We start from the raw sequence: 24,774 nt of genomic DNA, 5'->3' as shown, positions 1-24,774 counted from the left end.
GTGAGCTGTTAAACGCATTCGCTATTAGATAGCTCCGGGCATATTCGAATTGCTCGTTATTAATGAACCGTGCTCTTTGTTTAGTTGCACAAATTTCCTAATGGGAATTTTGAAATAAAGAGGCTCAGGCGGTTCGCGAGGTAACTAGATGGACACTGTTTCTTATAGAAGCACATGTTCATCGATGTTATAAATGAGGGTGGTACCATGAAAAGTCTTTTTCATCCCTACGTAAGAGGTTTTCTTTTGCGTGCGGAGAACAAGGCTTTTTCTTTTTATCAAATTTTAAACAATGACTTCATATATAAAGTTTTGAAAAAGGAAGGAGAAATTACTATGAGTGCAAACGTTTCAGTAAATCAAGAAATCGAAAAGCCCGAAGAACAACAAGTAACAAAACCGAGAGACGGTGCGGATATATTAGTGCAGGCACTGCATGAACAAGATGTTGATATTATTTTCGGTTATCCGGGTGGGGCAGTTTTACAAATTTACGATGCTCTTTACCGTAACCCGATTCGTCACATTCTGACACGCCACGAACAAGGCGCGATTCATGCGGCAGAAGGATATGCACGTGTTATGAATAAACCAGGTGTAGTAATTGCAACATCAGGACCGGGAGCGACAAACCTCGTTACAGGTATTGCCGATGCGATGATTGACTCGATTCCGTTAGTTATTTTTACAGGGCAGGTTGCGACATCCGTAATCGGTACAGATGCTTTCCAGGAAGCGGACATTATGGGAATTACAACACCGATCACAAAACATAACTATCAGGTGCAGGACGTAGCGGATATCCCTCGTATCGTAAAAGAGGCATTCCATATTGCCAATACAGGACGTAAAGGACCGGTTGTCATTGACTTCCCGAAAAATATCTCACAAACAGTGTTCCTGGATGAAATTAAAGCTCCGGAAGATATTTATTTACCGGGTTATCAACCGACAACAAAACCGAATTATCTTCAAATCCAAAAGGCAATTCAAGCATTAAGTTTAGCTAAAAAACCTTTAGTGCTAGCAGGTGCCGGTGTATTATTCGCAGATGCACGTGAACAATTGACAGAATTTATTGAAAAATATAATTTACCGGTTATTAATACATTGCTTGGTTTAGGCAGCATTCACGGACAGCACAAACAATTCTATGGAATGGCTGGAATGCACGGATATGCAACGGCAAATGACGCGATTACAAAATGCGACTTATTAATTAATATCGGTGCACGTTTTGATGACCGATTAACAGGAAATTTAGCAACATTCGCACCGAACGCTACGATCATCCATATCGATATCGATCCGGCAGAAATCGGAAAAAATGTACCAACTGATATACCGATTGTTGCGGATGCAAAAGAAGCACTATTTGCACTGTTGAAAAAAGACTTCCAAGGACCGGATACGACAGAATGGATCCATTACTTAAATGATAGCCGTGATAAATATCCGCTTTGGTATGAAGATGCAGGAGAAGAAGTATTACCGCAGCAAGCAATTGAGATCCTTCATAAATTGACGGACGGAGAAGCGATTATCACAACGGATGTTGGACAGCATCAAATGTGGGCAGCCCAATACTATCATTTAAATAATCCGCATAACTGGGTAACATCAGGCGGTTTAGGAACGATGGGCTTCGGTTTCCCGGCAGCGATCGGTGCACAGTTTGCGAAACCTGAGAAGAAAGTTATTTCGATTGTAGGAGATGCAGGCTTCCAAATGACAAATCAAGAGCTTGCATTACTCAAAGAATTTAACTTACCAGTAAAAGTAGTAATCCTTAACAACAGCTGTTTAGGAATGGTACGTCAATGGCAGGAAACATTCTATGATGAGCGTTATTCACAAAGCTTAATGCCTATCCAGCCGGACTTCGTAAAACTTGCCGATGCATATGGCATTAAAGGCTACCGCATTGACAATATCTCTGAAGCGGAAGCGATCTTTAACGAAGCGATCAATTCAGACGAACCGGTTGTTATTGATTGCCGAGTGAAGCAACTTGTGAGCGTATTCCCGATGGTTGCGCCTGGTAAAGGGTTACATGAAATGATTGGAGTGATGAAGCCATGAAGCGAGTGCTGACAGTAACAGTAATTAACCAAAGCGGCGTATTGAACCGAGTGACTGGCTTATTAATGAAACGTCAGTTCAATATTGAATCGATTACAGTAGGTCATACGGAGCAGCCTAATTTTTCGAAAATGACGTTCATCGTCCATGTTGAAGATGAAAATAAAATCGAACAATTAATCAAACAGCTTTCGAAACAAATTGATGTATTAAAAGTAAATGATATTACTGAAAAAGCAATCGTTCTTCGTGAGCTGGCGCTTATTAAAGTAGTTTCACCGCCAAACTTGCGCCTGGAAATGAATGCAATCGTTGAGCCATTCCGTCCGCAAGTTGTCGATACATCAAAAAATGTCGTGACATATGAAGTAGTTGGTCACCCGGAAAAGATCGATGCATTTATCGAGTTACTTCGTCCATATGGCATTAAAGAGTTAACACGTACAGGTGCAACAGCAGCTATCCGTGAAGCACAAAAAATCGAAAGCCCGCAATTATCGATTTTAAAATAAGCAAACGGCCAATTTTATGTCAAAGATGGATACGTTGTATGTAGTGGAGGTGGCGACTCCTAGGGGATAAGCACGAGGGAGAGACTTTAGGCTCGAGCCGTGCCCCTGGAAAGCGTCCACCGCAACGGAATACAACATTACTCAATTGGTTTTAAACAGGGTGGAGGATGTCATCTGAAGCCCGAATTACAAAATAAAAAAACATTCAATTAAATGGAGGAAATGAAAATGTCAAAAATGTATTATGAAAACGAAATTAACGAGCAAGTATTACAAGGGAAAAAAATCGCGATCATCGGTTATGGTTCACAAGGCCATGCTCATGCGCTTAACTTAAAAGAATCAGGTTTTGATGTAGTAGTAGGTATCCGTCCAGGTAAATCATATGACGCTGCAAAAGAAGATGGCGTAGAAGTTAAATCAGTAGCAGAAGCAGCAGCAGAAGCAGATGTAATCCAAATCCTACTTCCGGATGAGCGTCAAAAAGCAGTATACGAAGCTGAAATCGCACCACATTTAACACCAGGTAAAGCATTAATGTTCGCACACGGTTTCAACGTACACTTCGGTCAAATTCAACCACCAGCAGATGTAGACGTATTCCTAGTAGCTCCAAAAGGCCCAGGTCACTTAGTGCGTCGTCAATTCACTGAAGGCGCTGGCGTACCAGGATTATTCGCAATCCACCAAGATGCGACAGGTCAAGCTCGTGATTTAGCTCTTGCATACGGTAAAGGAATCGGTTCAGCACGTGGCGGATTACTTGAAACTACATTTGCTGAAGAAACAGTTACTGACCTATTCGGTGAGCAAGCAGTACTTTGCGGTGGTACAACTGAACTTGTTAAAGCAGGTTTCGAAACATTAGTAGAAGCAGGTTACCAACCAGAATTAGCTTACTTTGAAACATTACATGAACTTAAATTAATCGTTGACTTAATGTTCGAAGGTGGTATGGCAACAATGCGCTACTCAATTTCTGATACAGCAGAGTGGGGCGATTATGTTTCAGGCCCACGTATTATCGACGCATCAGTTAAAGCTCGTATGAAAGACGTATTAACTGATATCCAAGATGGTACATTTGCGAAACGCTGGATCGCTGAAAACGAAAATGGTCGTCCTGAATATACAAAATTCAAAGAAGCTGGCGCAAACCACCAAATCGAAGAAGTTGGCGAAAAATTACGTGCTATGATGCCATTCATCAACCAAGGAAAACAAAAGGTAACAGTGAAATAATATGAGAAAAATTGACATTTTTGATACAACATTGCGCGACGGAGAACAATCGGCTGGTATTAATTTAAATACAGCAGAGAAAGTAGAAATCGCAAAACAACTAGAGCGTTTAGGTGTCACAATCATTGAGGCGGGATTCCCTGCCTCATCTCCAGGTGACTTGGAGGCGGTATCGTTAATCGCAAAAACAGTGAAGAATTCAATCGTCACAGGTTTAGCACGTGCTGTGAAAAGCGATATCGATGCAGTTTGGGAAGCAATTCGCCATGCTGAGCAGCCACATGTTCATACATTTATCGCAACAAGTCCGATTCATATGGAATATAAGCTTAAGAAAAACCCAGATGAAGTAATTGAGCAAGCTGTTACTGCGGTAAAGTATGCAAAAGAAAAATTCTCGCTTGTAGAATTTTCTGCAGAAGATGGTTTCCGTTCAGACAAAGAATTTTTAGTTCGTATTTGCCAGGAAGTTATTAAAGCTGGTGCAACAACGATTAATATTCCAGATACAGTTGGTTACGCATCACCGGAAGAATACGGCGCTTTATTCCGTTATTTACGTGAAAACGTAATCGGTGCAGAAAAAATTAAATTCTCTGCCCATTGTCATGACGATTTAGGAATGGCAGTTGCGAATTCATTGGCAGCCATCGAAAATGGTGCAGACCAAGTAGAATGTACGATTAACGGTCTAGGTGAACGTGCAGGAAATGCCGCATTGGAAGAAATCGGTGTTGCTCTACATATTCGTAATGACTTCTACGGTGTTGAAACTGGCTTGAACTTAAAAGAAATTAAACGTACATCACAGATGGTTAGCCGTTTAACAAATGTAGTCATTCAACCGAACAAAGCGGTTGTCGGTAAAAATGCATTCGCACATGAATCGGGTATTCACCAGGATGGTGTACTTAAAAATCCGGAGACATACGAAATCATTTCACCGGCACTGATCGGTGAAGACGATATCCCATTAGTTTTAGGAAAACATTCAGGCCGCGCAGCATTCCGTGACCGTGCTGAAACAATGGGCTTCCAGCTGTCTGATGAAAAACTGAACAAAGCTTTCGCTGAGTTCAAAAAATTAGCGGACCGCAAAAAAGAAGTGACAGAAGAAGATTTAACAACGATTTTAACTGAGCAGCAAGTTTCAATAGAAGATGTTCCGTTATTTGAACTTAAATCCGTTCAAGTTCAATATGGTACAGAAAATATTCCAACAGCTACTGCATCAGTTATGACTCCTGAAGGTGAGTTAAAAACAATCGCATCAACAGGGTCAGGTTCAGTCGAAGCCATTTTTAATACACTTGAACAGCTTGTTGGAGGTAAAGTCAATATTTTGGACTACCGAGTACAATCAGTCGGTAAAGGACGGGATGCACTTGGAGAAGCGGTCATTAATTTGAAATATAACGACTATACATCAACAGGACGTGATTCAGCACAAGATGTGTTGGAAGCAAGCGCAAAAGCGTATTTAAATGCAGTAAACAGACAATTGATCCAACAGCAAATACGCGATAAACAGGCAATTACAGTTTAACAGAATAATAAGGTTGTTCCCGTAAAGGAATACAACTTTAAGCTCTTTATATTAACAATAGCGCCATCTTAATCGGTGGCGCTTCTACATCAAGTTACTTCACGTAGAAAGAAAGGTGTTTTACAAATGGAAAAGAAAATTACAGTACTACCAGGTGACGGCATTGGTCCAGAGGTTGTTGCAAGTGCAGTAAAAGTATTACAAGTAATCGGGAAACGTTTTAACCATACATTTCATTTAAACTATGCGGCAATCGGCGGAGCTGCAATTGATCAGTACAATAATCCATTACCGGAAGAGACAATTGCGATGTGTGAAGCAAGTGATGCCATTTTATTAGGTGCAGTAGGTGGTCCGAAATGGGATAACAACCCGCCAGCATTGCGTCCGGAAAAAGGTTTACTAAAAATCCGCAAGCACTTTGATTTATTTGCGAATTTACGTCCTGTGAAAGCATTCCCAAGTTTACTTGCATCTTCTCCATTAAAGCGTGAAGTTGCGGAAAATGTAGACTTAATGATCGTCCGTGAATTAACAGGAGGGCTATACTTCGGAGAGCCACGTAAAAAAACAGATGCAGGTGCTATTGATACATGTGTGTATTCCCGTGAAGAGATCGAACGTATTGTCGAAAATGCATTCGAATTAGCACGTTTACGCCGAGGAAAACTTTGCTCGGTAGATAAAGCAAATGTACTGGATACATCCCGTTTATGGCGTGAAATTGTAGAAGAAAAGAAAAAGCAGTACCCAGATGTAGAAACAGAACACAACTTAGTTGACTCAGTGGCTATGAAACTGATTACTAACCCTGGTCAATATGATGTCATCGTTACAGAAAACTTATTCGGCGACATTTTAAGTGATGAAGCTTCTGTTATTACGGGTTCACTTGGTGTATTACCTTCTGCATCAATTCGCGGCGATAATTTTGGGCTTTATGAGCCTGTACATGGTTCAGCTCCTGAAATCGCAGGCCAAGGTGTTGCGAATCCGGCAGCAACCATTCTTTCAGTAGCAATGATGCTTCAATATTCATTCGGCTTAAAAGAAGAAGCTGCAGAAATCGAACGTGCTGTTGCAGCCGTATTCGAAGATGGCTACTACACAGCCGATTTAGCTCAGGAACATACACGTACATTGTCAACAGAAGAATGGACAGAAAAAGTACTAAACGAAATCGATGCAAGCTTCGTATCAGACAGCATTATGATTTCATATAACTAATAATTCAGATAAAAAGAAAAGTAGTTGGTTTTTAATCAACACTATATATGGTTAAGGAACGGTGAGAACTATGGGGAAAAATATTATTGAAAAAGTGTGGGAACAGCATGTCGTACATCGTGAAGAAGGAAAACCGGACTTACTTTATATCGACCTGCATTTAATTCATGAAGTTACAAGTCCTCAAGCATTCGAAGGACTACGCCTGGCAGGACGGAAAGTGCGTCGTACAGATCTATCGTTCGCAACAATGGATCATAACGTACCTACAAAAAACCTGCCGACGATTAACGATCCAATCGCAAAAAAACAAATTATGACACTTGCTGAAAATGCAAAAGAATTCGGTATCGAACTAGCGGATATCGGTCATCCGGATCAAGGGATTGTTCACGTAATTGGACCGGAATTAGGTCTTACACAGCCTGGTAAAACAATTGTTTGCGGTGATTCACATACAGCAACTCACGGTGCATTCGGTGCAATCGCATTCGGAATCGGTACATCGGAAGTAGAGCATGTACTTTCGACACAAACATTATGGCAATTAAAACCGCCGACAATGGAAATCCGTGTTAGCGGTGAACTTGGTATTGGGGTAACAGCTAAAGACATCATTTTAGCCATCATTGCAAAATGGGGAATCGGTGTCGGTACAGGACATATCGTAGAGTATACAGGTGAAGCAATCCGCAAGCTTTCTATGGAAGAGCGTATGACAATCTGTAATATGTCAATTGAAGCAGGAGCAAAAGCAGGCCTGATTTCACCGGATGATACGACAGTTGAATTTTTACGCGGTCGCCGTCATGTTCCTCAAGGTGAAAAATTTGAGGAAGCGGCAAAATACTGGTTAAGTCTTGCTTCTGATGCGGATGCAACATATGATGTTGTCCTTGAAATTGATGCTCAGGATATTGAACCGATTGTAACATGGGGTACAAATCCAGCGATGGGTGTCGGCGTTTCGAAAACAGTTCCTACTGCTGCTGATTATGACAATGAAACTGATAGATCCGCTTTAAACAAAGCACTGAAGTATATGGATTTACAAGAAGGCCAAAAAATTACAGATATTGAAATTCAACATGTATTTATCGGATCTTGTACGAACTCCCGTATTAACGACTTACGTGCAGCCGCTGAAATTGTAAAAGGTGAAAAGCTTGCACCGGGGGTTAAAGGGATTGTTGTTCCTGGTTCTTGGTCGACAAAACGCCAGGCAGAAGAAGAAGGTCTACATCAAATTTTCCTTGATGCTGGCTTTGAATGGCGTGAATCAGGCTGTTCTGCTTGCTTAGGGATGAATGAAGATGTAATTCCAGCGGGTGAACGATGTGCTTCTACATCTAACCGTAACTTTGAAGGACGTCAAGGTGCAGGTGCACGCACACATCTTGTATCACCGGCGATGGCAGCAGCAGCTGCAATTCACGGACGTTTTGTCGATGTTCGTAAGCTACAAAAGCAGGAAGCATAAGGAGAGATCAGCATGAAACCGATTAATATTGTAAATAGTATCTATGCACCACTTGATCGTAAAAACGTCGATACAGACCAGATTATTTCGAAGGAATTTTTAAAGCGAATCGAACGTACAGGATTCGGACAATTCGTATTCTATCACTGGCGTTTTGATGAAAACGGCAATCCAATCGAGGATTTCGTATTAAATAAACCGGAATATAAAAACGCTGAAATTTTAGTGGCACAAGATAACTTTGGCTGTGGTTCGTCTCGTGAACACGCTCCATGGGCTATCCTTGATTACGGATTCCGAGTTGTCATCGCACCAAGTTTTGCGGATATCTTCCATAATAACTGCTTTAAAAACGGTATTTTACCGATTAAATTAACGGAAAACGAATGTGATGAAATTTTAGAAAAAGGTTTAGCAGAAGCACAGGCAATTGAAGTTAATTTAGAACAGCAAACAGTTACTACAGGTTACGGCAAAACGTATTCATTTGAAATTGATCCATATTATAAACAAATGTTATTAAATGGATGGGATGAAATTTCTCTTACATTCCAGTATGAAGAGCAAATTGCAGCATACGAGAAAAACCGAGTAGCATACTAATCTACAAGCCTCTTACTTTGGGTTCACCCATAGCAAGAGGCTTTGTCTTATTTTACCGGTTGTTGTGGCAATTTTCCGATGCTATAATTTTCTTCAAATTGTTTAAGTATCGGGAGTGTATCAATGAAAAATGTATGGATTTGGGTAGGCATAATATTTATCATTGGATTTATTATTAGCTACTGGATGTTTATCGTTGGAGCAGTTGTATTGTATTATGCGGTTAAAAAAATCATAAAATTTTCTAAAGAGAAAAAGAAACAAAGAATTTCAGAAGCCGAACAACTGAAAATTAACGAAAATCAGTCAACTATTGAATATAAAATGGAAAGACTGCTTACTTTGACGAATAATACGGATCCGAATAGTTTTAAGCGTCAGCAATATAAAAATAAGCAACAGCTGGACTTAAGGGATTACTGGTATAAATATTTGGATTTGCGAGCGAAGCTTATTTTGAACGATACGCCAACTTACCGCGAAGAAGAAGTATTGCATATTATGTGCGATGAACTGCTTATCCGAATGGATAACTTGGAAATTGAAGTAACAGATGCGGTGAAAAAAGAATTTATCGAAGAAAATTTAACACCATTGCTAATAGATGTAGTGGAAATTATGGAAGATATCAGCCCAGTTAAAACAATTAATATGGATGCATACCGCTTATTAAAAGCAAGTAAACAATAAATTGGCAAGAGGTTGAAACAGTAGAAATAGAAATACTGTGGATAGAATTTAAAATTGATTGGAATGGAGGGCGAGTGCTCGTGCTGACGGTATCACCTTTCGCACTGTTAAAATACCAGCTGACGGCTACGCCTTTCGCTACAAGCAAAGCCTCCAGCCGGAATAGCAAAATTTATTTTGCGACGAAAGCGAAGCGTCAGGAGCACTGACGCCTGAGACGTTCGTGTAAGGCCACACCCGCGGAAAGCGTCCCCGGAATGGAAATCAATTTTAATGCTCAGAAAAAAAGCTATTTTTCTCTCAGAGAAGAATAGCTTTTTTTGGGTTATGTATGAACCTCTTTTAGTTGTATCTTAACCAAATTTAACCTTTCCTGAATATTATTTCTCATATTGGACATTCTATAAAAAAGTTTAGCTGAGATTGGAGAAATACTATGTCTTCGGAAGAGAACATTAAGTGGATTAATGAACAATTCAAAGATACAAATGAATTAACGATGAAGACGCTGGAAGATGAAAACAAGAAAGCCGAGCTATTTTACATAAAGCCGCTTATCGATGTGGGATTGCTTCAACAAATTGTGATCAAACCTTATTTTGAAATGCAATCAGAAACGAAATACATTCGATATTTAAAAGCCTTGCCCCAATTTCAGGACAGTAAGTCGCAGGAGCAGCTGAAAACTGAAGTGCTTAACGGCAATGTGGTCCTTTTCATACAGAATAAGTTTTATTTGCTGGACCTGAAATTTTCTTTCAATGATCAGACGAATACAGCATCAGTTGAAACAACAATTCATGGTTCACAGCTGGCACTTAGCGACAATATTGCGACCAATATTAATATTATTCGATCCGATTACCATCAGCCGACATTGTATGTTGAATATTCCACGATTGGAGAAGTAAACAATCATAAACTGGCTATCATTTATGACAAAGAAAAAGTAAATAAAAATGCCCTAAACATTATCACGGAAAAACTGCAGCAAGTAGATAAGCAGGTCATTACATCAACAGTTCAGCTAAGTAACTATATCAACAATAAAAAGTATTCGTTATTTCCACAATTAATTATGACAGAGCGGCCGGACAGGATTGTCTATAACTTGGCTGGAGGCAAAGTAATATTATTAGTGGACGGTAACCCGCAAGCATTGATTGCCCCTGTATATTTCTTCGATTTCATGACATCGATGGAGGATAATTACCATTCGTTTTATATATCGTTTTTCCTTAAATTCCTTCGTTATACCGGGCTATTTATTAGTCTCCTTTTACCGGGCTTATATATCGGTATTACTTCATTTGCACCGGAAGTTTTCCGAACCGAACTTGCTCTGACAATTGCAGGAAGCCGTATTGGGGTTCCGTTTTCTTCATTTGTAGAAGTATTGTTCATGCTGTTTTTTATGGAAATGCTGCTGGAAGCGAGTATTCGGCTGCCGAAAACTATCAGTGCAACGGCTACTACCGTTGGGGGTTTAATTTTAGGGACGGCTGTAACAGAAGCATCACTTGCATCGGATATTATGGTTATTATTGTGTCGGCGGTAGCAATATCAACTTTTGTTATTCCGATCAATGAAATGGCATTTACCATACGCGTAATTCGCTTCTTTTTCATCCTTGCAGCAACATTACTCGGCTTGGCGGGACTAACGTTAGCGCTTTACGCGATGATTATGTATTTAGTGAGTATCGACAGCTTTGGTGAACCGTATCTGAAATTTAACGAAAAGAAGACAAGTAAAACGAAGGCAGGGGAGAAAATATGAGCAGGTTTTATTACTATTTAATTAGCATTAATATGGTTGCGAACATTATTGCGTCTGTACCAGCTATACTTCTCCATTATCATAATGATGGTGCTATCATTTCCATGCTCCTATCGATAGCTGCAGGGGTACTTCTTGTCACTCTATATACAAAGTTTTTTCTAAAGTATCCAGGTAAAACTTTACCTGAACTGCTGGAAAAGACTACTTCCAAATGGTTTTACCTGCCTTTCGTTTTTCTGCTTGCTGTATTATGGTTTGTAGCCGGGCTTATTACACTAATAACATTTACATTCTTACTAATTCGCTATTTAAGTCCCGAAATGCCGATTATTCTAATTTGCCTGACGCTTATATTATCGGTAATTTTTGGCAGTATCTTAAAAACAGACCGTATAATGTACACCGTTGAGATGATTATGATTATAACAAGTCCTTTAATACTTTTCATATTTTTTAAAGCATACAGCAGCAAAAGCTTGAATTGGGATTTTGTTAGGGAAGCGGCTTTATATATTAATCAATTACCAAACTGGCATTCATTTTCTGCTTGCTTTTTTTTATTTTTGGGTGCTGCCAATCTATTTATATTCAATCGATTTTTTACGGATAAACAGAAGTTTGGCTTTAGACAGATTATGTTTATCGTTTTAATATCGGTCGGGACTTTATTTACAACGTATTTCATACCGATAGGCTTTAATGGATTTGAAGGAATTAATGATTTAGTCTATCCGTGGATATCGACGACTGATTCGATCAGGATGGATTATTTTATTATTGAACGTGTGTTATTCATGTTTTTACTGTTTTATTTAGGGATTGCTTTTTTAAGCATACTTATTCACTGGCATGCGGCAGTAGAGTTTTTGAAATTTATATTTAAGCTGGAAAAAATTAAATACAAAGATAAAGTTATCGGGATTTTTTTGCCGCTTCCTATTTTTGTTGCCATCTCTTTATACTTTGTAACCGTATTAACTGAATACCAGCTTTTCCAGTATTCGAGTTATTTTTATGATGTTTTGGTTTTTATTTTTCCAGGCATGATCCTATTGTTTACTTACATTAACAGGAGGATGAAAAATGAAGAGTCTTCCCCGGAAAATTAAAGGAACGATACTGTTGTTTGTTGTACTAGGAAGTGTTCTATTATCGGGCTGCGCATTTAAAGACATTGATAAAAGCGTATTTGTTGCAATGATCGCATTGGATGTTTCTGATGATGAGGAGAAACCGTACAAAGTTACATTGAAGTTATATGAACCGACCGGATCTTTTAATGAGGCAACAGAACCTCAGTATTCCTATTTATCGGAAAATGGAGAAACTCTTTCAGAAGCAATTCGTATGATGGAATCCTATTCAGATAAGGAGCTTGAATTTGGACATTCAAAGCTAATTATTCTCGGTGAGGAATTAGTAAAAGATAATAAAAATAAGGAGATTTTGGACTTTTTACTGCGCAGACCTGATATACAGATGATTTCCTGGATAGCAGTCGGGCGTCCTAATGCAGAAGAAATTATTAAAATGATTCCGCAGGGGGAATCGGCGGCCTATCCGGAATTGTTTAACTACTTTGACAGTAATGGTACGACAACACCTTATATTGTGACGACACACTTATTTGAATTCAGAAGAAATATAAAAGAAAGTGGAATCGATAGTGTTCTGCCGATCATTGAAATAAATCAGGAAGATCAGCATTTCGAAGTTAACAAATCCCTATTGCTTGCATTGAATAAAGAGCCATTAGAATTGGATTCTTTAGATACATCGATTTATAATATGCTGTCAAGAAGTGTAAAACACGCGAATTTACTTATTAAAGAGGACGGAGATCATTTCATTGCCAATATCGATACGGTCAAATCGAAATATCATGTAGATATTAAAAATCCGTCTGAAATCCAACTTGCTATTAATATTAGTTTATACGGCTCGATAGCAGAATCTCATAAACCAATGATAAATAAAGATCTTCCACGGTATAATGAGGAATTGAAGAAGGAATCTGAAGAGAAATTTACGGCATTTATAACGAAGATGAAAAAAAATGGCTACGATCCTTTAGGTTTCGGCATCGATTACAAAGCAAAGGTTTTACATAATCGGCGCATGACCGATGAAGAATGGATGGAAGCCTATAAAAAAGCTAAAGTCAACTTGACTGTTAAGCCTGGAATAAAAAGTACCGGATCAATCCAATAAGCAATAGGTATAAAAAAAGACTTCAAATCGAATGTTTGAAGTCTTTTTACTGTTAAATAGCTACCCAGTGGCCTTTTGTAACTTCAACAAGCTCTGTGTTTTCTACATCGAACCGGTTTGCTGCCAGTTCCTCGTCTGTCATAACATGACGTTTTTTCTGTTTTTCGATAGCCGGATCCGGAATGGGAATCGAGTCTAGCAACATTTTCGTATAAGGATGCTGCGGATTGGCATACAGCTCTTCACTTTCTGCCAGCTCAACAATTTTTCCCCCATACATAACAGCTACACGATCACTAATATGCTTCACCATCGACAAATCATGTGCAATAAATAAATACGTTAAACCTAGTCGCTGCTGCAAATCTTTTAATAAATCCACGACTTGTTTTTGAATGGATACATCAAGCGCGGATAATGGTTCATCACAAACGATAAATTGTGGTTCCACAGCAAGTGCACGTGCAATTCCAATTCGTTGGCGCTGACCGCCGCTGAACTCATGCGGATAGCGAAGTGCATGTTCCTTATTCAAACCAACAAGCTCTAACAATTCTTCCACTCTTGCCCGGCGTGCTTCCTTGGAAGGGGACAGTTTATGGACATCCAATGCTTCCCCAATAATATCCAGTACTTTTTTTCTCGGATTTAAACTTGAATATGGATCCTGGAAAATAATTTGCATATGACGTCGCATACTTTTCAGTTCATTTTTCGTTAATCGACTAACGGGTACACCTTTGTAAAGAACTTCACCGTCTGTTGGCTCATGCAACTGCAATAACGTACGTCCGGTTGTTGATTTTCCGGAACCTGATTCACCAACAAGCCCTAATGTTTCACCCGGGAAAATTTGGAACGATAAGTCGTTCACAGCTTTTAATACATTGCCTTTTGCTAATTCAAAATGTTTGGATATATTTTTAACTTCGACTAACGGCACATTAATATTTAAGTCAGGCGACAAGTTTGGCAGTTCTTTTGGCTGTTTCGGTTCATGAAGCTTAGGCAAAGCGTTTAATAGTCGTTTTGTATAAGGATGCTGCGGATTGGCAAAAATCTCTTCCGTTGTACCTTGTTCGACGACCTCGCCTTCCTTCATAACAACAACCCGGTCGCACATTCCCGCTACGACACCTAAATCATGAGTTATCAATATAATAGACGTACCAAATCGCTGTTGCATATCCTTCATTAACGATAAAATTTGTGCTTGGATTGTTACGTCAAGCGCTGTTGTCGGTTCATCGGCAATAAGAAGGGAAGGATTACATGCTAATGCCATTGCTATCATAACGCGTTGTCGCATTCCGCCACTGAATTCATGGGGGTATTGGTTATAACGTTCTTCGCTATTTTTTATTCCGACTAATTTTAGTAGTTCAATTGTTTTTAAATACGCTTCTTTTTTTGAAAGTCCTTGATGCTTTATGATACCTTCCGCAATTTGGTCTCCAATACGAATAGTAGGGTTTGTTGAGGTCATCGGGTCCTGAAAGATCATACTAATGTCTTTTCCGCGGATTGCTTCCATTTGGTTTTCCGTTTGGGTAATTAAATTTTTTCCTTGGAATTCAATCGTTCCATCCTTTAAAAACGAAGGAGGGGAAGGAAGTAAACGCATAATTGAACGGGCCGTTACACTTTTACCACTACCGGATTCTCCTACAATTCCGACTGTTTCACCTTCATTTACATGAAAACTTACGCCTTTAACGGCTTCGAATTCCTGCTCGCCAGTTATAAAAGATACACGTAAATCCTTTACTTGAAGCAACTTTTTACTCATAAAATGCTCATCCTTTAATAAAAATAAAATAATTTCATTGACTTCTGAATGTTCGTTCTACATAATACATTACTATACAGGTAGGGATTATACAATATTAAAAGTGTGAAGATTCTTTACACCTTTTTAATGGTGGGAAGAATTGGTAAGAAAGGAGCTGCTTTAGTTACATGCAGCATTTATTTTTTGAAAGCTTTCAAAAAAATGCTTCGAAAAAAAGTTATTATTTTGCTTTCGTGCTGCTCGGTCTGCTCGTACACATTTTTACAATTCCGTTCTATTTAGTAAATCGATCTAAATCAACGTATGCGGAAAAAGCTATGAATGTGAAGAGACAATTAATAGAAGACGAGAAAGTATTCGAATGGCATAAGCAATATGAAGTAGAGGAACGAACAAAAGCTCAGTTTTTCAATCAAAAGGTCGATGAGCAAACGATCACTCTAACGGCGAAAGCACTTGCTCAGCAAAAGTTGGATAGGGAAGTTGAAAAAAGACTTGCGTTAAATGGAGTAGTGGAAAACTCCTACAAAAATTATTTTAGTACACTATTAAAACGTCCCAACTTTTTACTGATTACGATAATTCCCGGTATTTTGATGTATGTTTTACTACTCATTACGAGTAATCCATTTGCTCGCTTTATTTTTGAGCGCTTATTACAAAGTGTGTTTGTTATCATTGGGGTGGCGACACTCGTGTTTACGATTTTGTATATTTCACCGTTTGATCCCGCCCGCAATTTGCTTGGGGTGGAGGCAACTCCTGCACAGGTCGAAAACTTTAACAAGCTATACGGGTTGGATCAGCCTTATTTAGTGCAGCTTTGGCATTCACTGTCAGGCCTGTTCACATTCGATCTAGGAACATCTTTTGCCGGAAAGGAAGATGTCACGCAAAGCATATTAAACAAATTTCCGGTAACACTTGAAATCGCATTGTTTTCATTACTGATGGCGATTGCCATTGCAATTCCGGTCGGTATTGTTTCGGCAGTACGTCCGAATTCATTTATCGATTATGTATTTATGTTAATCGCATTGATCGGTTTATCGATTCCAAGTTTCTGGCAAGGGTTGATTTTTATTTTAACGTTCTCGCTTGAATTAAAATGGTTCCCGGCAACGTATAATCCGAGCAATTGGATGTCGCTCGTTCTGCCGATTGTTGTACTCGGAACATCGATCACTGCATCGATAGCCCGTATGACCAGATCAAGTATGCTGGAAGTAATCCATGAAGATTATATTATTACAGCGAAAGCAAAAGGGTTAAGTGAACGGAAAGTAATTACTAAGCATGCAATCCGTAATGCGATGATTCCGATTATTACAGTTATTGGACTGTTGTTTGGCGGAATGCTCGGCGGTGCGGCAGTAACAGAGAAAGTATTTAATATTAGCGGTATAGGAAGTTATATTGTCGACAAGCAGTTTATTCCGGATATTCCGGCAATTTTGGGTGGAGTTGTTTATATTGCAATCACCATTTCCATTGTGAACATGCTGATCGATATTTTATACGCTTTCTTTGACCCGAGAATTCGTTCGAAAATGAAAAAATCTTAGGAGAGGGTAACGACGTGAAATTTATATCAGACGTAAAACTGCTGTTGAAAATAACACAAGAGTATGTAAATGCACAGTTTACCATTGCTTTTTCTGCGATTTTTTCATTGCTGTTTTTACTTTATAGTTTTAATTTTTCAGAAGGTGTATGGCGGCCTTATGTAGTTGTATTTTTTGCGATTTATATTGGTACAACAATATATGTATGGCTTACATCACTGCTTATTAAGAAGGATTTAGCAAAGCACAGGGAACTGACAAAGCGTACACGCCTTCTTGGTATCCCGTTGATACTTACGATTTTTGTCGGGAATGTATTTGCTGCTGGATTCGGTTTTATGCTCGCATCGAAAAACAAAACGGCAGAATATACTTTTGCTGTTTATGCTTTTATGACGCAAATATTCATTATCCTGATTTCGGGATTAAATTTGTTCAAACCATATGTAGTGGATACATTTGTTCTTGCAATGGGCGCATTTATCCTACTGGCATTGCTGTATTTAGCAGTGGCTGTGTTAATCGCGAAGTTTGTAACAATTGATACAGCACCGAAATGGATGCTGCCGCTTGGAATAGTACTGCTTATCCCAACATTGACAGGCAATTTCTTCTCGCTGTTACTCGGTATTACGTTAATTCGTAAAGCAAGAAATGCAGATCCGTCCGCAGTAGAGAAATGGCAAATTACATGGAATAAGATCCTGCGTAATACGATGGCAGTATTTGGCCTGTTTTTCATCGTTTTCATGTTTAGTTTATCTGTTGTCAGCTCATGGACATTCGATTATGACTTTGCGGTTGAAAACAATTATGCGGTATTGCTGCAAACACCGACACTTGAATATCCATTAGGTACAGATAATTTCGGCAGGGATTTATTTTCCCGCATTGTGTTCGGTGCGCAAATTTCATTAATAGTTGGTTTTTGTGCAACAATCATCCCGGCAATAATTGGCGGGGCGCTCGGTGCGATTTCCGGCTATTACGGAAAAAATACCGACAATATTATTATGCGTGCATTGGATATTTTATATGCGATTCCAGGAATTCTGCTGGCAATTGCAATCATTGCCGCATTTGGCGCGAATACGACAAACTTGATTATCGCATTAAGTGTGGGTGCCATTCCGACATATGCGCGGACGATGCGTGCGAATGTTCTGCAGATTTCAAACTATGAATTTGTTGAGTCCGCCCGCGCATTAGGGGCAAATGACCGTTCGATTATTTTCAAGCATATTGTTCCAAATGCGTTGGCGCCTATGATTGTCAAAGCAACATTAACAATCGGAGGAGCTGTTATTTCAACTAGTAGTTTAAGCTTCCTCGGATTAGGTATCGAACCACATATACCGGAGTGGGGCAATATTTTAAAAGTTGGAAGTACGTATTTAGAATCACATTCATATTTAGCGATTTTCCCGGGGCTATGTATTATGCTGCTTGTTTTATCGTTTAACTTTTTCGGCGATGGACTGCGTGACGCATTGGACCCAAAATCTAATTAACTTTATGGAGGAATTTTTCATGAATAAAAAATTATTTACGTTAGCATCAACAGCAACGGTGGCAGCAGTAGCATTAGCAGGCTGTGTCGAAACAAAATCAGATGTAAAAGAAAACGATTCAGCAACTACTGAAACGGCTGGGGCAAAGCCAGTCATCGAATTACTTGGTATGGCTTCTTCAGAGCAGGACATGAATATCGTGCGTGACCAATTAGTGAAGAACGGTTTCGATGTGAAATTGAATATCCAACCGGATTACGGTTCATTCACAGCACAGCAAGATGCGGGCAACTTTGACATTGCCATTTCAAGCTGGACGACTGTAACTGGTAACCCAGACTATGCAGTACGTGGCTTATTCAAAACGGGTGGGGACTACAGCCGTACTTCAGATGAAACAGTCGATAAATTAATCGATGAAGCGAGTACATTAACTGGTGATGAAGCAAAGGATAAATATAAAGAGCTTGAACAGGCTTTAGTATTCGACAATGCCTATATCGCGCCATTGTATATTTCTCAAAAATTCCAAGGTATTTATAAAGCGGAAGTTAATCCGGATACAGTACGTCTGCCAAAATCACGTGCTCAAGCATGGGAAACAATTTCATTCAATGATGAAGGGAAAAATGCATCAGAAACATTGGTGCTTCACCAAGCATTGGCATCATTGACTTCACTTGACCCGGTTAAGGCAAACGATGGCTCGATCAATACATTGAACACAAATATGTATGTTCGTTTAGTGAATTTATCAGATACGGATGAAGTCGTATCAGATGGCTCACTTTCTTACGACCATGCAATTGCTGAAAACAATGAAGAATATTATTTCGTACTGCGCGATGATATTAACTTTGCAAAAGTGGAAGGCGAAAAAGCAGTTGATACAGGGGATTTAGTATCAGCAGAAGATGTTGTATTCTCATTAAACCGTGCAAAAGACGAAACATCGGTACCGGATCACCGCACATATTCAATCCATGAAAATATTGATACAGTTGAAATCGTATCGGATATTACATCATTAGAATCAGTGAAAACAGCAGATGGCAAGTCTGTTTTAGAAGAATTGTCGGATGAGCTGCCTGCAGCGATTTCTGAAGTAGTGACAGATGAAAAAGATGTAGACAATGCAGCAGGTAAATACCAAGTTGTTAAATTGACAACGCCAAATCCTTTCCCGCAAGTATTAAACTACTTAGCGCACCAATCTGGCGGTATTGTATCTGAAGCTGCGGTAACTGCAGTGAATACATTTGATGTAGCAAGCTATGATCCTAATACGGATATCGCTTACGGTGATCAATCGACAGTTACAGAAGGCGCAAGTTATGCAAACCATTTAGCAGCATCAGGTCCATATATTTTAGTGAAGAAAAATGACTATGAAGCAACATTCGTGAAAAACCCTGCATACCAGGCGGGAACTGAAAACGAGCCGAAAATTGAAAACATCAGCGTTCGTTTCATCCAGGATAATGACAGTGCACTATCAGCATTGCGTAATGGTGAAATCCACGTATTACAATCAGTTCCTGAAACGAAAACAGATGTAGTTGAAGGCGATGAAAACTTAGAATTAAAAACAGCTGACAGTAACGCCGTTTCTTACTTATTGTTCAATACAAGCGGTCGTGAAACTGCGAAATCTGCAGACTTACGTAAAGCAGTTCTGCACTCAATCAATCAAGAAGAGTTCATCAGCTACTACCAAGGTAAGAAAAAGCCGGCTGTATCAACAGTTTCACCTTTAATTGACACAGGTTTAAAACTGGAAGCAGACAGCGCAAAAGTAAAAGAATTCTTAAAAGCATATAACGAATCAAAATAACATTAAAAACCGAAGCAGCTATGAAAGTTGCTTCGGTTTATTTGTTTAAATACAGTAAATGATTGATTATGAAACTTGTGGTGATAAATAGCCGACTTTCAGGATATTTTCAAACTCTTCTTTCTTAAGGGGTTTGGAAAATAGATACCCTTGAATTACATCACAGTCATTTTTTTTAAGAAATTTAAGCTGTTCAAACTCCTCTACACCTTCAGCAACTACATTCATCTCCAACGATTTCGCTAAATGCAATGTAGCGCAAATAATCCCGTTATCTACTTTGTCTTCATTATTAATATTATCTATAAATATTTTATCGATTTTAATTTTATTCGGTTTAAACTTTCGAATCGAAGCTAAAGATGCATAGCCGGTACCAAAATCGTCAACCGCGATGCGAATCCCGAGGTCTTTTAAGCTTTGAATCGTTGAATAAACACTTGATTCTATATTTAGCAATGTATCTTCTGTAATTTCGAATTCCAAATAGAACGGATCAATCCCGTAATGCTCCAACTGTGTTTTCACATGTTGAAACAATCCTTTTTTCATAAATCGGATGGGTGGGATATTAATTGCTATCGGAATGATCGGCAGTCCTTTTTCTTTCCATTCTTTAAGAAGCTGGCACACTTTTTCAATCACCCAATCAGTTATCCCGTTGATCATATGATTTTCTTCCGCAAGCGGAATAAATTCACCAGGGGACACTAATCCCCATTCGTTATGGTTCCAGCGAATTAGTGCTTCGGCTCCGCAAAGAGAACCATTACTCGTTTCTACTTGCGGTTGGAAATGTAACTCAAATTCCTCATTTGAAATCGCTTTTCGCATATCGCGATCCAAAGCATACTTTTTATAAGTTGATACATCCTCTTCATCAGATGAAAGCTGATAAGTACTTTTCCCTTCCTTTTTAGCTTTATAAAGTGCCGTGTGAGCATTTTTCAAAAGGGTCAATTTTTCCCTGCCTTCATCAGGATAGAAGGTAATGCCGATACTAGTCGAGATGTTTAACTCGTAATCCTGAATAGTGAACGGTTCTCTAATTTTTTTGATGACCGATTTGGCATATTGAAGCACTTCTTTTTTATTTTCGAAATTTCTTATGATCATAATAAAATCATTGCTGCTTAAACGTGCAAGATAACTGTCTTTAGGCATTATTTTTTCAAGACGGTCTGCAACGAATTTTAATGTTTCATCCCCGATAAAATAGCCGAGTGAATCATTGATTATATTAAAGCGGTCCAGGTCGAAATAAAAAATGGCGTATGGTTCATCACTTTCGCACATGAGATCCAATTTATTAAATAGACTTTGCTGATTTGGCAGACCTGTAAGATTATCGTAGTTGGATAAGTAATTTATTTTATGTTCCTTTTCTATTTCATAAGTAATATCTGTAACTAAACCGAATATATTCGCTATCTTGCCATGATCATTAAGACGGGGCACAACTTCTTCAAGCAGCCACTTTGTATTACCTTTTCCGGAATTTATCCGATAAATCCACTGGAAACTATGCCCGTTCATCATTTTCTTTTTACCGTTTTCCAACTCCGAAAGATGGGCGGGTTGGATCATGTTAAGCCAAGCTTTTGAATCCTCATATAGGGTCGAGAGGGGGATCTCTATTATGTCTTCCAATCCTTTCGAAGCGAAAAGAAATTTACCTCCTATTTTTTCTCGCATCCAAATGCCTGATGTCAAATTATCAAAAATCGATATATATCCTTCATTCTGCTCGATCAGCTGCTTTTTCAGCAATGTTTGATAGGTATCATCTTTAATAATTCCGAAGATTTTAGCTGGTTTTCCTTCTTCCCAAAACACTTCTGCATGTACTTTGAAATGTTTTAAATCTTTTGTTTTTCTATGATAAACCCGCAGTTTATGCGTATAATTTTCGCCGTCACTAATGGATTTTTTTAAATATTGTAAAGATATATTCAAATCTTCAGGGTGTATTTGCTTGAACGGCTCCTCAATACTTATATATTTTTGATAATCAATGCCGAACATATTATAAAAATTTTTGGAACAAATAAGTTTATCTTCATTGAAATAATATTCCCAGCTTCCGATTTCAGCTATTTGCTGAGCATAGTTCAAGTGATTTTCCCATAACATCAGTTCCTGTTTCATCACCGTTTTATCTGTATTATCGGTAACGATCAAATAAACACCGACAACATCTTCTTCAATGATTATCGGAATGAAAGTCAGATCGAGAAATAAAGTTTTATTAAGATTATTTTTTATTTCAATACTACATTTTTCAGCATGGCCTTGTAATGTTTTATTAAATGTATTTTCGAGTAAATCTAAGTTATCCCCCCACACAAACTGTTGGAAGTCCTCGTCATTTACTATTGGCTTACCAAATAAAGCATGGAGTTTATTATCATTTAATGAAAGTACTTTACCAAATTTAGATAATACAATGACAATATTCGGATGATTATTCGTAAGAGATGTGAAATAATTGAAAAAATCTTTATTCACTTCTTGATTGAGATTTCGATCTAAAAATAATTGATTGAATTTATGATAGTTCATATCATTTTCCATTAATTTTTCCACCATCCATCTATAAAATCCATTTCTTTGATACGTAATAATTCATGTTCATAACACCAAAATGTCAATATAATTTAATACTATCTGATAAAAAAATACTATTTTTTGGATATTATAATATATTTAATCATAAAACTTAACCAAATGTAGGTAATGTGAGTATTTAATAAAATCTGGAAAAATATACAACGACTAGGTATTTCGTGCTAAACTGATTTTAACAGTTTACAAAAGAAAGGTAGTTTATACGTATGAAAAAAACAACAAAATATATGGCACTCTTTACAATTCCAGCTATCATCGTTACCGCACCTGCATTCATAGATGCTGCATATGACTGGCAAGTCGAGAATACGGAAAATCTCATTAATCAGATTAATCCAAATAACACTACATACGATTATTATTTAAATGAGGCAAAAAATGCTTATTATTTATTATCGAATTATCAGCAAAACCAAGTCCGCAATTCGACAACACTTTTCTATTATTTAGGAAGTAATCATGATCATCAATATGTGCTGACGACGTTTTCAAATAAAATCGCTGCCCTCTCTGCACGAAACAGTACATTCTTGCGCGATATAGAGGAAACAAATCGGTATTACCATTCATTGACGACTACTCAACAAGCGATAATCCCAAATTATTTATACTTACAGCTTCAAAATTATATGGAAAACATGACAAAAATGAAAGCAGTACAACTTAAACTTGAACAATTATCTTTACAGGACAGCAGTTATGTTTACAATTATGAAACTACCATGCAGGAGTATCAATTACTGCCTTATGATTTTCGAACGTTGTTAACACCACTTATGAATGAGAAAAAGCGAGAGTATGAGACTTATTTTTCACCAACAAACAATCGTACAATCGCACAGCAAGTAATAAATGAAATTTCCAAATTATCGACAAGCTCTTCACAGGAACAAGTAGCATCCGTACGTGTAAGGTACAACGGGTTAACTACTTTACAGCAAACCTTTGTTTCCAATTACCATGACTTACTGTATATAGAAGAAGTACAACGCAATACGTCTTTTGGTTGGGACCCTTATCATGAGGATGAAAAGGACAAGCAAAGCGAGTATTCGACAAACATAGAAGTTACAAAAAAAGATCAATTGTACACGGTAGTAATGCCTGTTTCCAAAATGAAACGTTATTCAAACACAAAAATAACTGTTTCAGATACTATTACACTCTCAATCCCGAAAGACGCGGTGCAAAAAACAAATAATGATGATGTTTTGACAATGACAATTGAAGAAATGAATGAAGAATCCATACTGTTTACCGCAAATATGTATGATGAAAGCTTCGAATTTTCTTCCTATATTGACATAGAGGTAAAAGGCTTGCCTTCATCAGCAACAATTGTGCGATTGCATGAAGGTGGGGAGTATATAGCAACGCCATACAGAAAACTAGCAAATAAATTTATGATAAAAACGAAAACATCCGCACAGTTTACAGCTTTAAATAGTCGAGTGCAATTTTTTGATATTCATACAGATGGACATCGATATGAAATTGAGCAGTTGGCAAAACGTAAAATTGTATCAGGAGTAGATGGTAGCTATTACAAACCGAATGCCAAAGTAACATTAGCACAATACGCTGCTATGATTGCTCGTTCGATGAATATTACGACAAATGAAAGCTCTACATATCAAGATGTACATGGGAAGTGGTATGAAAGCTCAATAGTAGCGCTGTTGGAAGCGGGAATACTAGAGCAACCAAATTCAAATTACTTTAATGCTGAAAAAGTTGTCACACGAAAAGAAGCGGCTGTTTTATCGGTACGATTGCTTCAATATGCAGGGATTCAATTTTCAGACCCAGTTTTAAATAAAATTCCATTTACTGATTTTAAACAGCTTTCAACAACTGATCGTTATTTTGTTGCAGCCGCATATGAATTGGGCATTTTTGGTGGTAAGGAGAATGGCCAATTTGATCCGAATGGAAAACTGACGCGTTCTCAAATGGCAAAAGTATTGTACAAAACATTGCAGATCGCAAAGATGATTTAAATGTGTCAAATTAAGAGTTAAAAAATGAAATGGGTAGGATCTAAGCCAAAAAGACCGTTTTTCTCTGG

At 38.2% G+C, this 24,774-nt stretch carries 17 protein-coding genes; 15 read left to right on the top strand and 2 right to left on the bottom strand.

The features are described 5' to 3' along the window. Positions 1-336: 336 nt before the first annotated feature. The 11 genes from ilvB to AC6CH1_RS07735 all read left to right on the top strand — a co-directional run bounded on the left by ilvB (position 337) and on the right by AC6CH1_RS07735 (position 13,376). The gene (ilvB, locus tag AC6CH1_RS07785; protein WP_498316947.1) at positions 337-2,082 is read left to right on the top strand and encodes a biosynthetic-type acetolactate synthase large subunit; all 1,746 of its coding nucleotides are present in this window, start codon (positions 337-339) and stop codon (positions 2,080-2,082) included. Further along, a complete protein-coding gene (ilvN, locus tag AC6CH1_RS07780) occupies positions 2,079-2,594 on the top strand; it encodes an acetolactate synthase small subunit (protein ID WP_008403681.1) in 516 nt (171 codons plus the stop codon). Before ilvB ends, ilvN begins: the two co-directional genes overlap by 4 nt. Positions 2,595-2,822: 228 nt before the next feature. After that, entirely contained in the window at positions 2,823-3,836 is a 1,014-nt protein-coding gene (ilvC, locus tag AC6CH1_RS07775) for a ketol-acid reductoisomerase (protein ID WP_079526917.1), read from the top strand. A 1-nt stretch (position 3,837) separates the two neighbouring features. After that, entirely contained in the window at positions 3,838-5,382 is a 1,545-nt protein-coding gene (locus tag AC6CH1_RS07770; RefSeq protein WP_251687733.1) for a 2-isopropylmalate synthase, read from the top strand. Positions 5,383-5,508: 126 nt separating this feature from the next. Further along, positions 5,509-6,609 carry a 3-isopropylmalate dehydrogenase gene (gene leuB / locus AC6CH1_RS07765; protein ID WP_251687735.1) on the top strand — a complete coding sequence of 367 codons (1,101 nt, stop codon included), beginning with the start codon at positions 5,509-5,511 and terminating at the stop codon, positions 6,607-6,609. Between the two features lie 70 nt (positions 6,610-6,679). Then, positions 6,680-8,089, top strand: coding sequence for a 3-isopropylmalate dehydratase large subunit (leuC, locus tag AC6CH1_RS07760; RefSeq protein ID WP_427709725.1), 1,410 nt, complete (start codon positions 6,680-6,682; stop codon positions 8,087-8,089). A gap of 12 nt (positions 8,090-8,101) precedes the next feature. Continuing rightward, complete coding sequence (gene leuD, locus AC6CH1_RS07755) at positions 8,102-8,692, top strand: 3-isopropylmalate dehydratase small subunit (protein ID WP_427709727.1); 591 nt, start codon at positions 8,102-8,104, stop codon at positions 8,690-8,692. 123 nt (positions 8,693-8,815) lie between these two features. Further along, positions 8,816-9,382, top strand: coding sequence for an ABC transporter substrate-binding protein (locus tag AC6CH1_RS07750; protein WP_498316944.1), 567 nt, complete (start codon positions 8,816-8,818; stop codon positions 9,380-9,382). 436 nt (positions 9,383-9,818) lie between these two features. Then, the gene (locus AC6CH1_RS07745) at positions 9,819-11,162 is read left to right on the top strand and encodes a spore germination protein (protein ID WP_427709733.1); all 1,344 of its coding nucleotides are present in this window, start codon (positions 9,819-9,821) and stop codon (positions 11,160-11,162) included. Further along, entirely contained in the window at positions 11,159-12,274 is a 1,116-nt protein-coding gene (locus AC6CH1_RS07740; RefSeq protein ID WP_251687744.1) for a GerAB/ArcD/ProY family transporter, read from the top strand. The genes AC6CH1_RS07745 and AC6CH1_RS07740 overlap by 4 nt, the downstream gene beginning before the upstream one ends. After that, positions 12,249-13,376 (top strand): Ger(x)C family spore germination protein, encoded by a 1,128-nt coding sequence (locus AC6CH1_RS07735; RefSeq protein ID WP_251687746.1) that lies wholly within the window; start codon positions 12,249-12,251, stop codon positions 13,374-13,376. Before AC6CH1_RS07740 ends, AC6CH1_RS07735 begins: the two co-directional genes overlap by 26 nt. 52 nt (positions 13,377-13,428) lie before the next feature. On the opposite strand, the gene AC6CH1_RS07730 is transcribed toward AC6CH1_RS07735, so the two are convergent. Next, positions 13,429-15,165, bottom strand: coding sequence for an ABC transporter ATP-binding protein (locus tag AC6CH1_RS07730; protein WP_498316942.1), 1,737 nt, complete (start codon positions 15,163-15,165; stop codon positions 13,429-13,431). A 170-nt stretch (positions 15,166-15,335) separates the two neighbouring features. Here AC6CH1_RS07730 and AC6CH1_RS07725 point away from each other — a divergent pair, with 170 nt between their 5' ends. Genes AC6CH1_RS07725 through AC6CH1_RS07715 form a run of 3 tightly spaced genes read left to right on the top strand, consistent with a single transcriptional unit; the run spans position 15,336 to position 20,078 of the window. After that, positions 15,336-16,733 carry an ABC transporter permease gene (locus tag AC6CH1_RS07725; protein ID WP_498316941.1) on the top strand — a complete coding sequence of 466 codons (1,398 nt, stop codon included), beginning with the start codon at positions 15,336-15,338 and terminating at the stop codon, positions 16,731-16,733. Between the two features lie 14 nt (positions 16,734-16,747). After that, positions 16,748-18,244 carry an ABC transporter permease gene (locus tag AC6CH1_RS07720; protein ID WP_427709739.1) on the top strand — a complete coding sequence of 499 codons (1,497 nt, stop codon included), beginning with the start codon at positions 16,748-16,750 and terminating at the stop codon, positions 18,242-18,244. A gap of 19 nt (positions 18,245-18,263) precedes the next feature. Beyond that, on the top strand, positions 18,264-20,078 hold the full coding sequence (locus AC6CH1_RS07715) for an ABC transporter substrate-binding protein (RefSeq protein WP_498316939.1): 1,815 nt from the start codon (positions 18,264-18,266) through the stop codon (positions 20,076-20,078). Between the two features lie 66 nt (positions 20,079-20,144). Here AC6CH1_RS07715 and AC6CH1_RS07710 read toward each other — a convergent pair whose 3' ends face one another. Then, complete coding sequence (locus AC6CH1_RS07710; protein WP_498316937.1) at positions 20,145-22,652, bottom strand: sensor domain-containing protein; 2,508 nt, start codon at positions 22,650-22,652, stop codon at positions 20,145-20,147. Positions 22,653-22,912: 260 nt separating this feature from the next. Between AC6CH1_RS07710 and AC6CH1_RS07705 the strand changes: the two genes are divergently transcribed. Further along, on the top strand, positions 22,913-24,706 hold the full coding sequence (locus tag AC6CH1_RS07705; protein WP_498316935.1) for an S-layer homology domain-containing protein: 1,794 nt from the start codon (positions 22,913-22,915) through the stop codon (positions 24,704-24,706). Positions 24,707-24,774: the final 68 nt, after the last annotated feature.

It is taken from the genome of Solibacillus sp. GQ1, from assembly GCF_059758555.1.
Note: the sequence above shows the minus strand (reverse complement) of the source record. Positions and strands in the feature narration are given on the sequence as shown.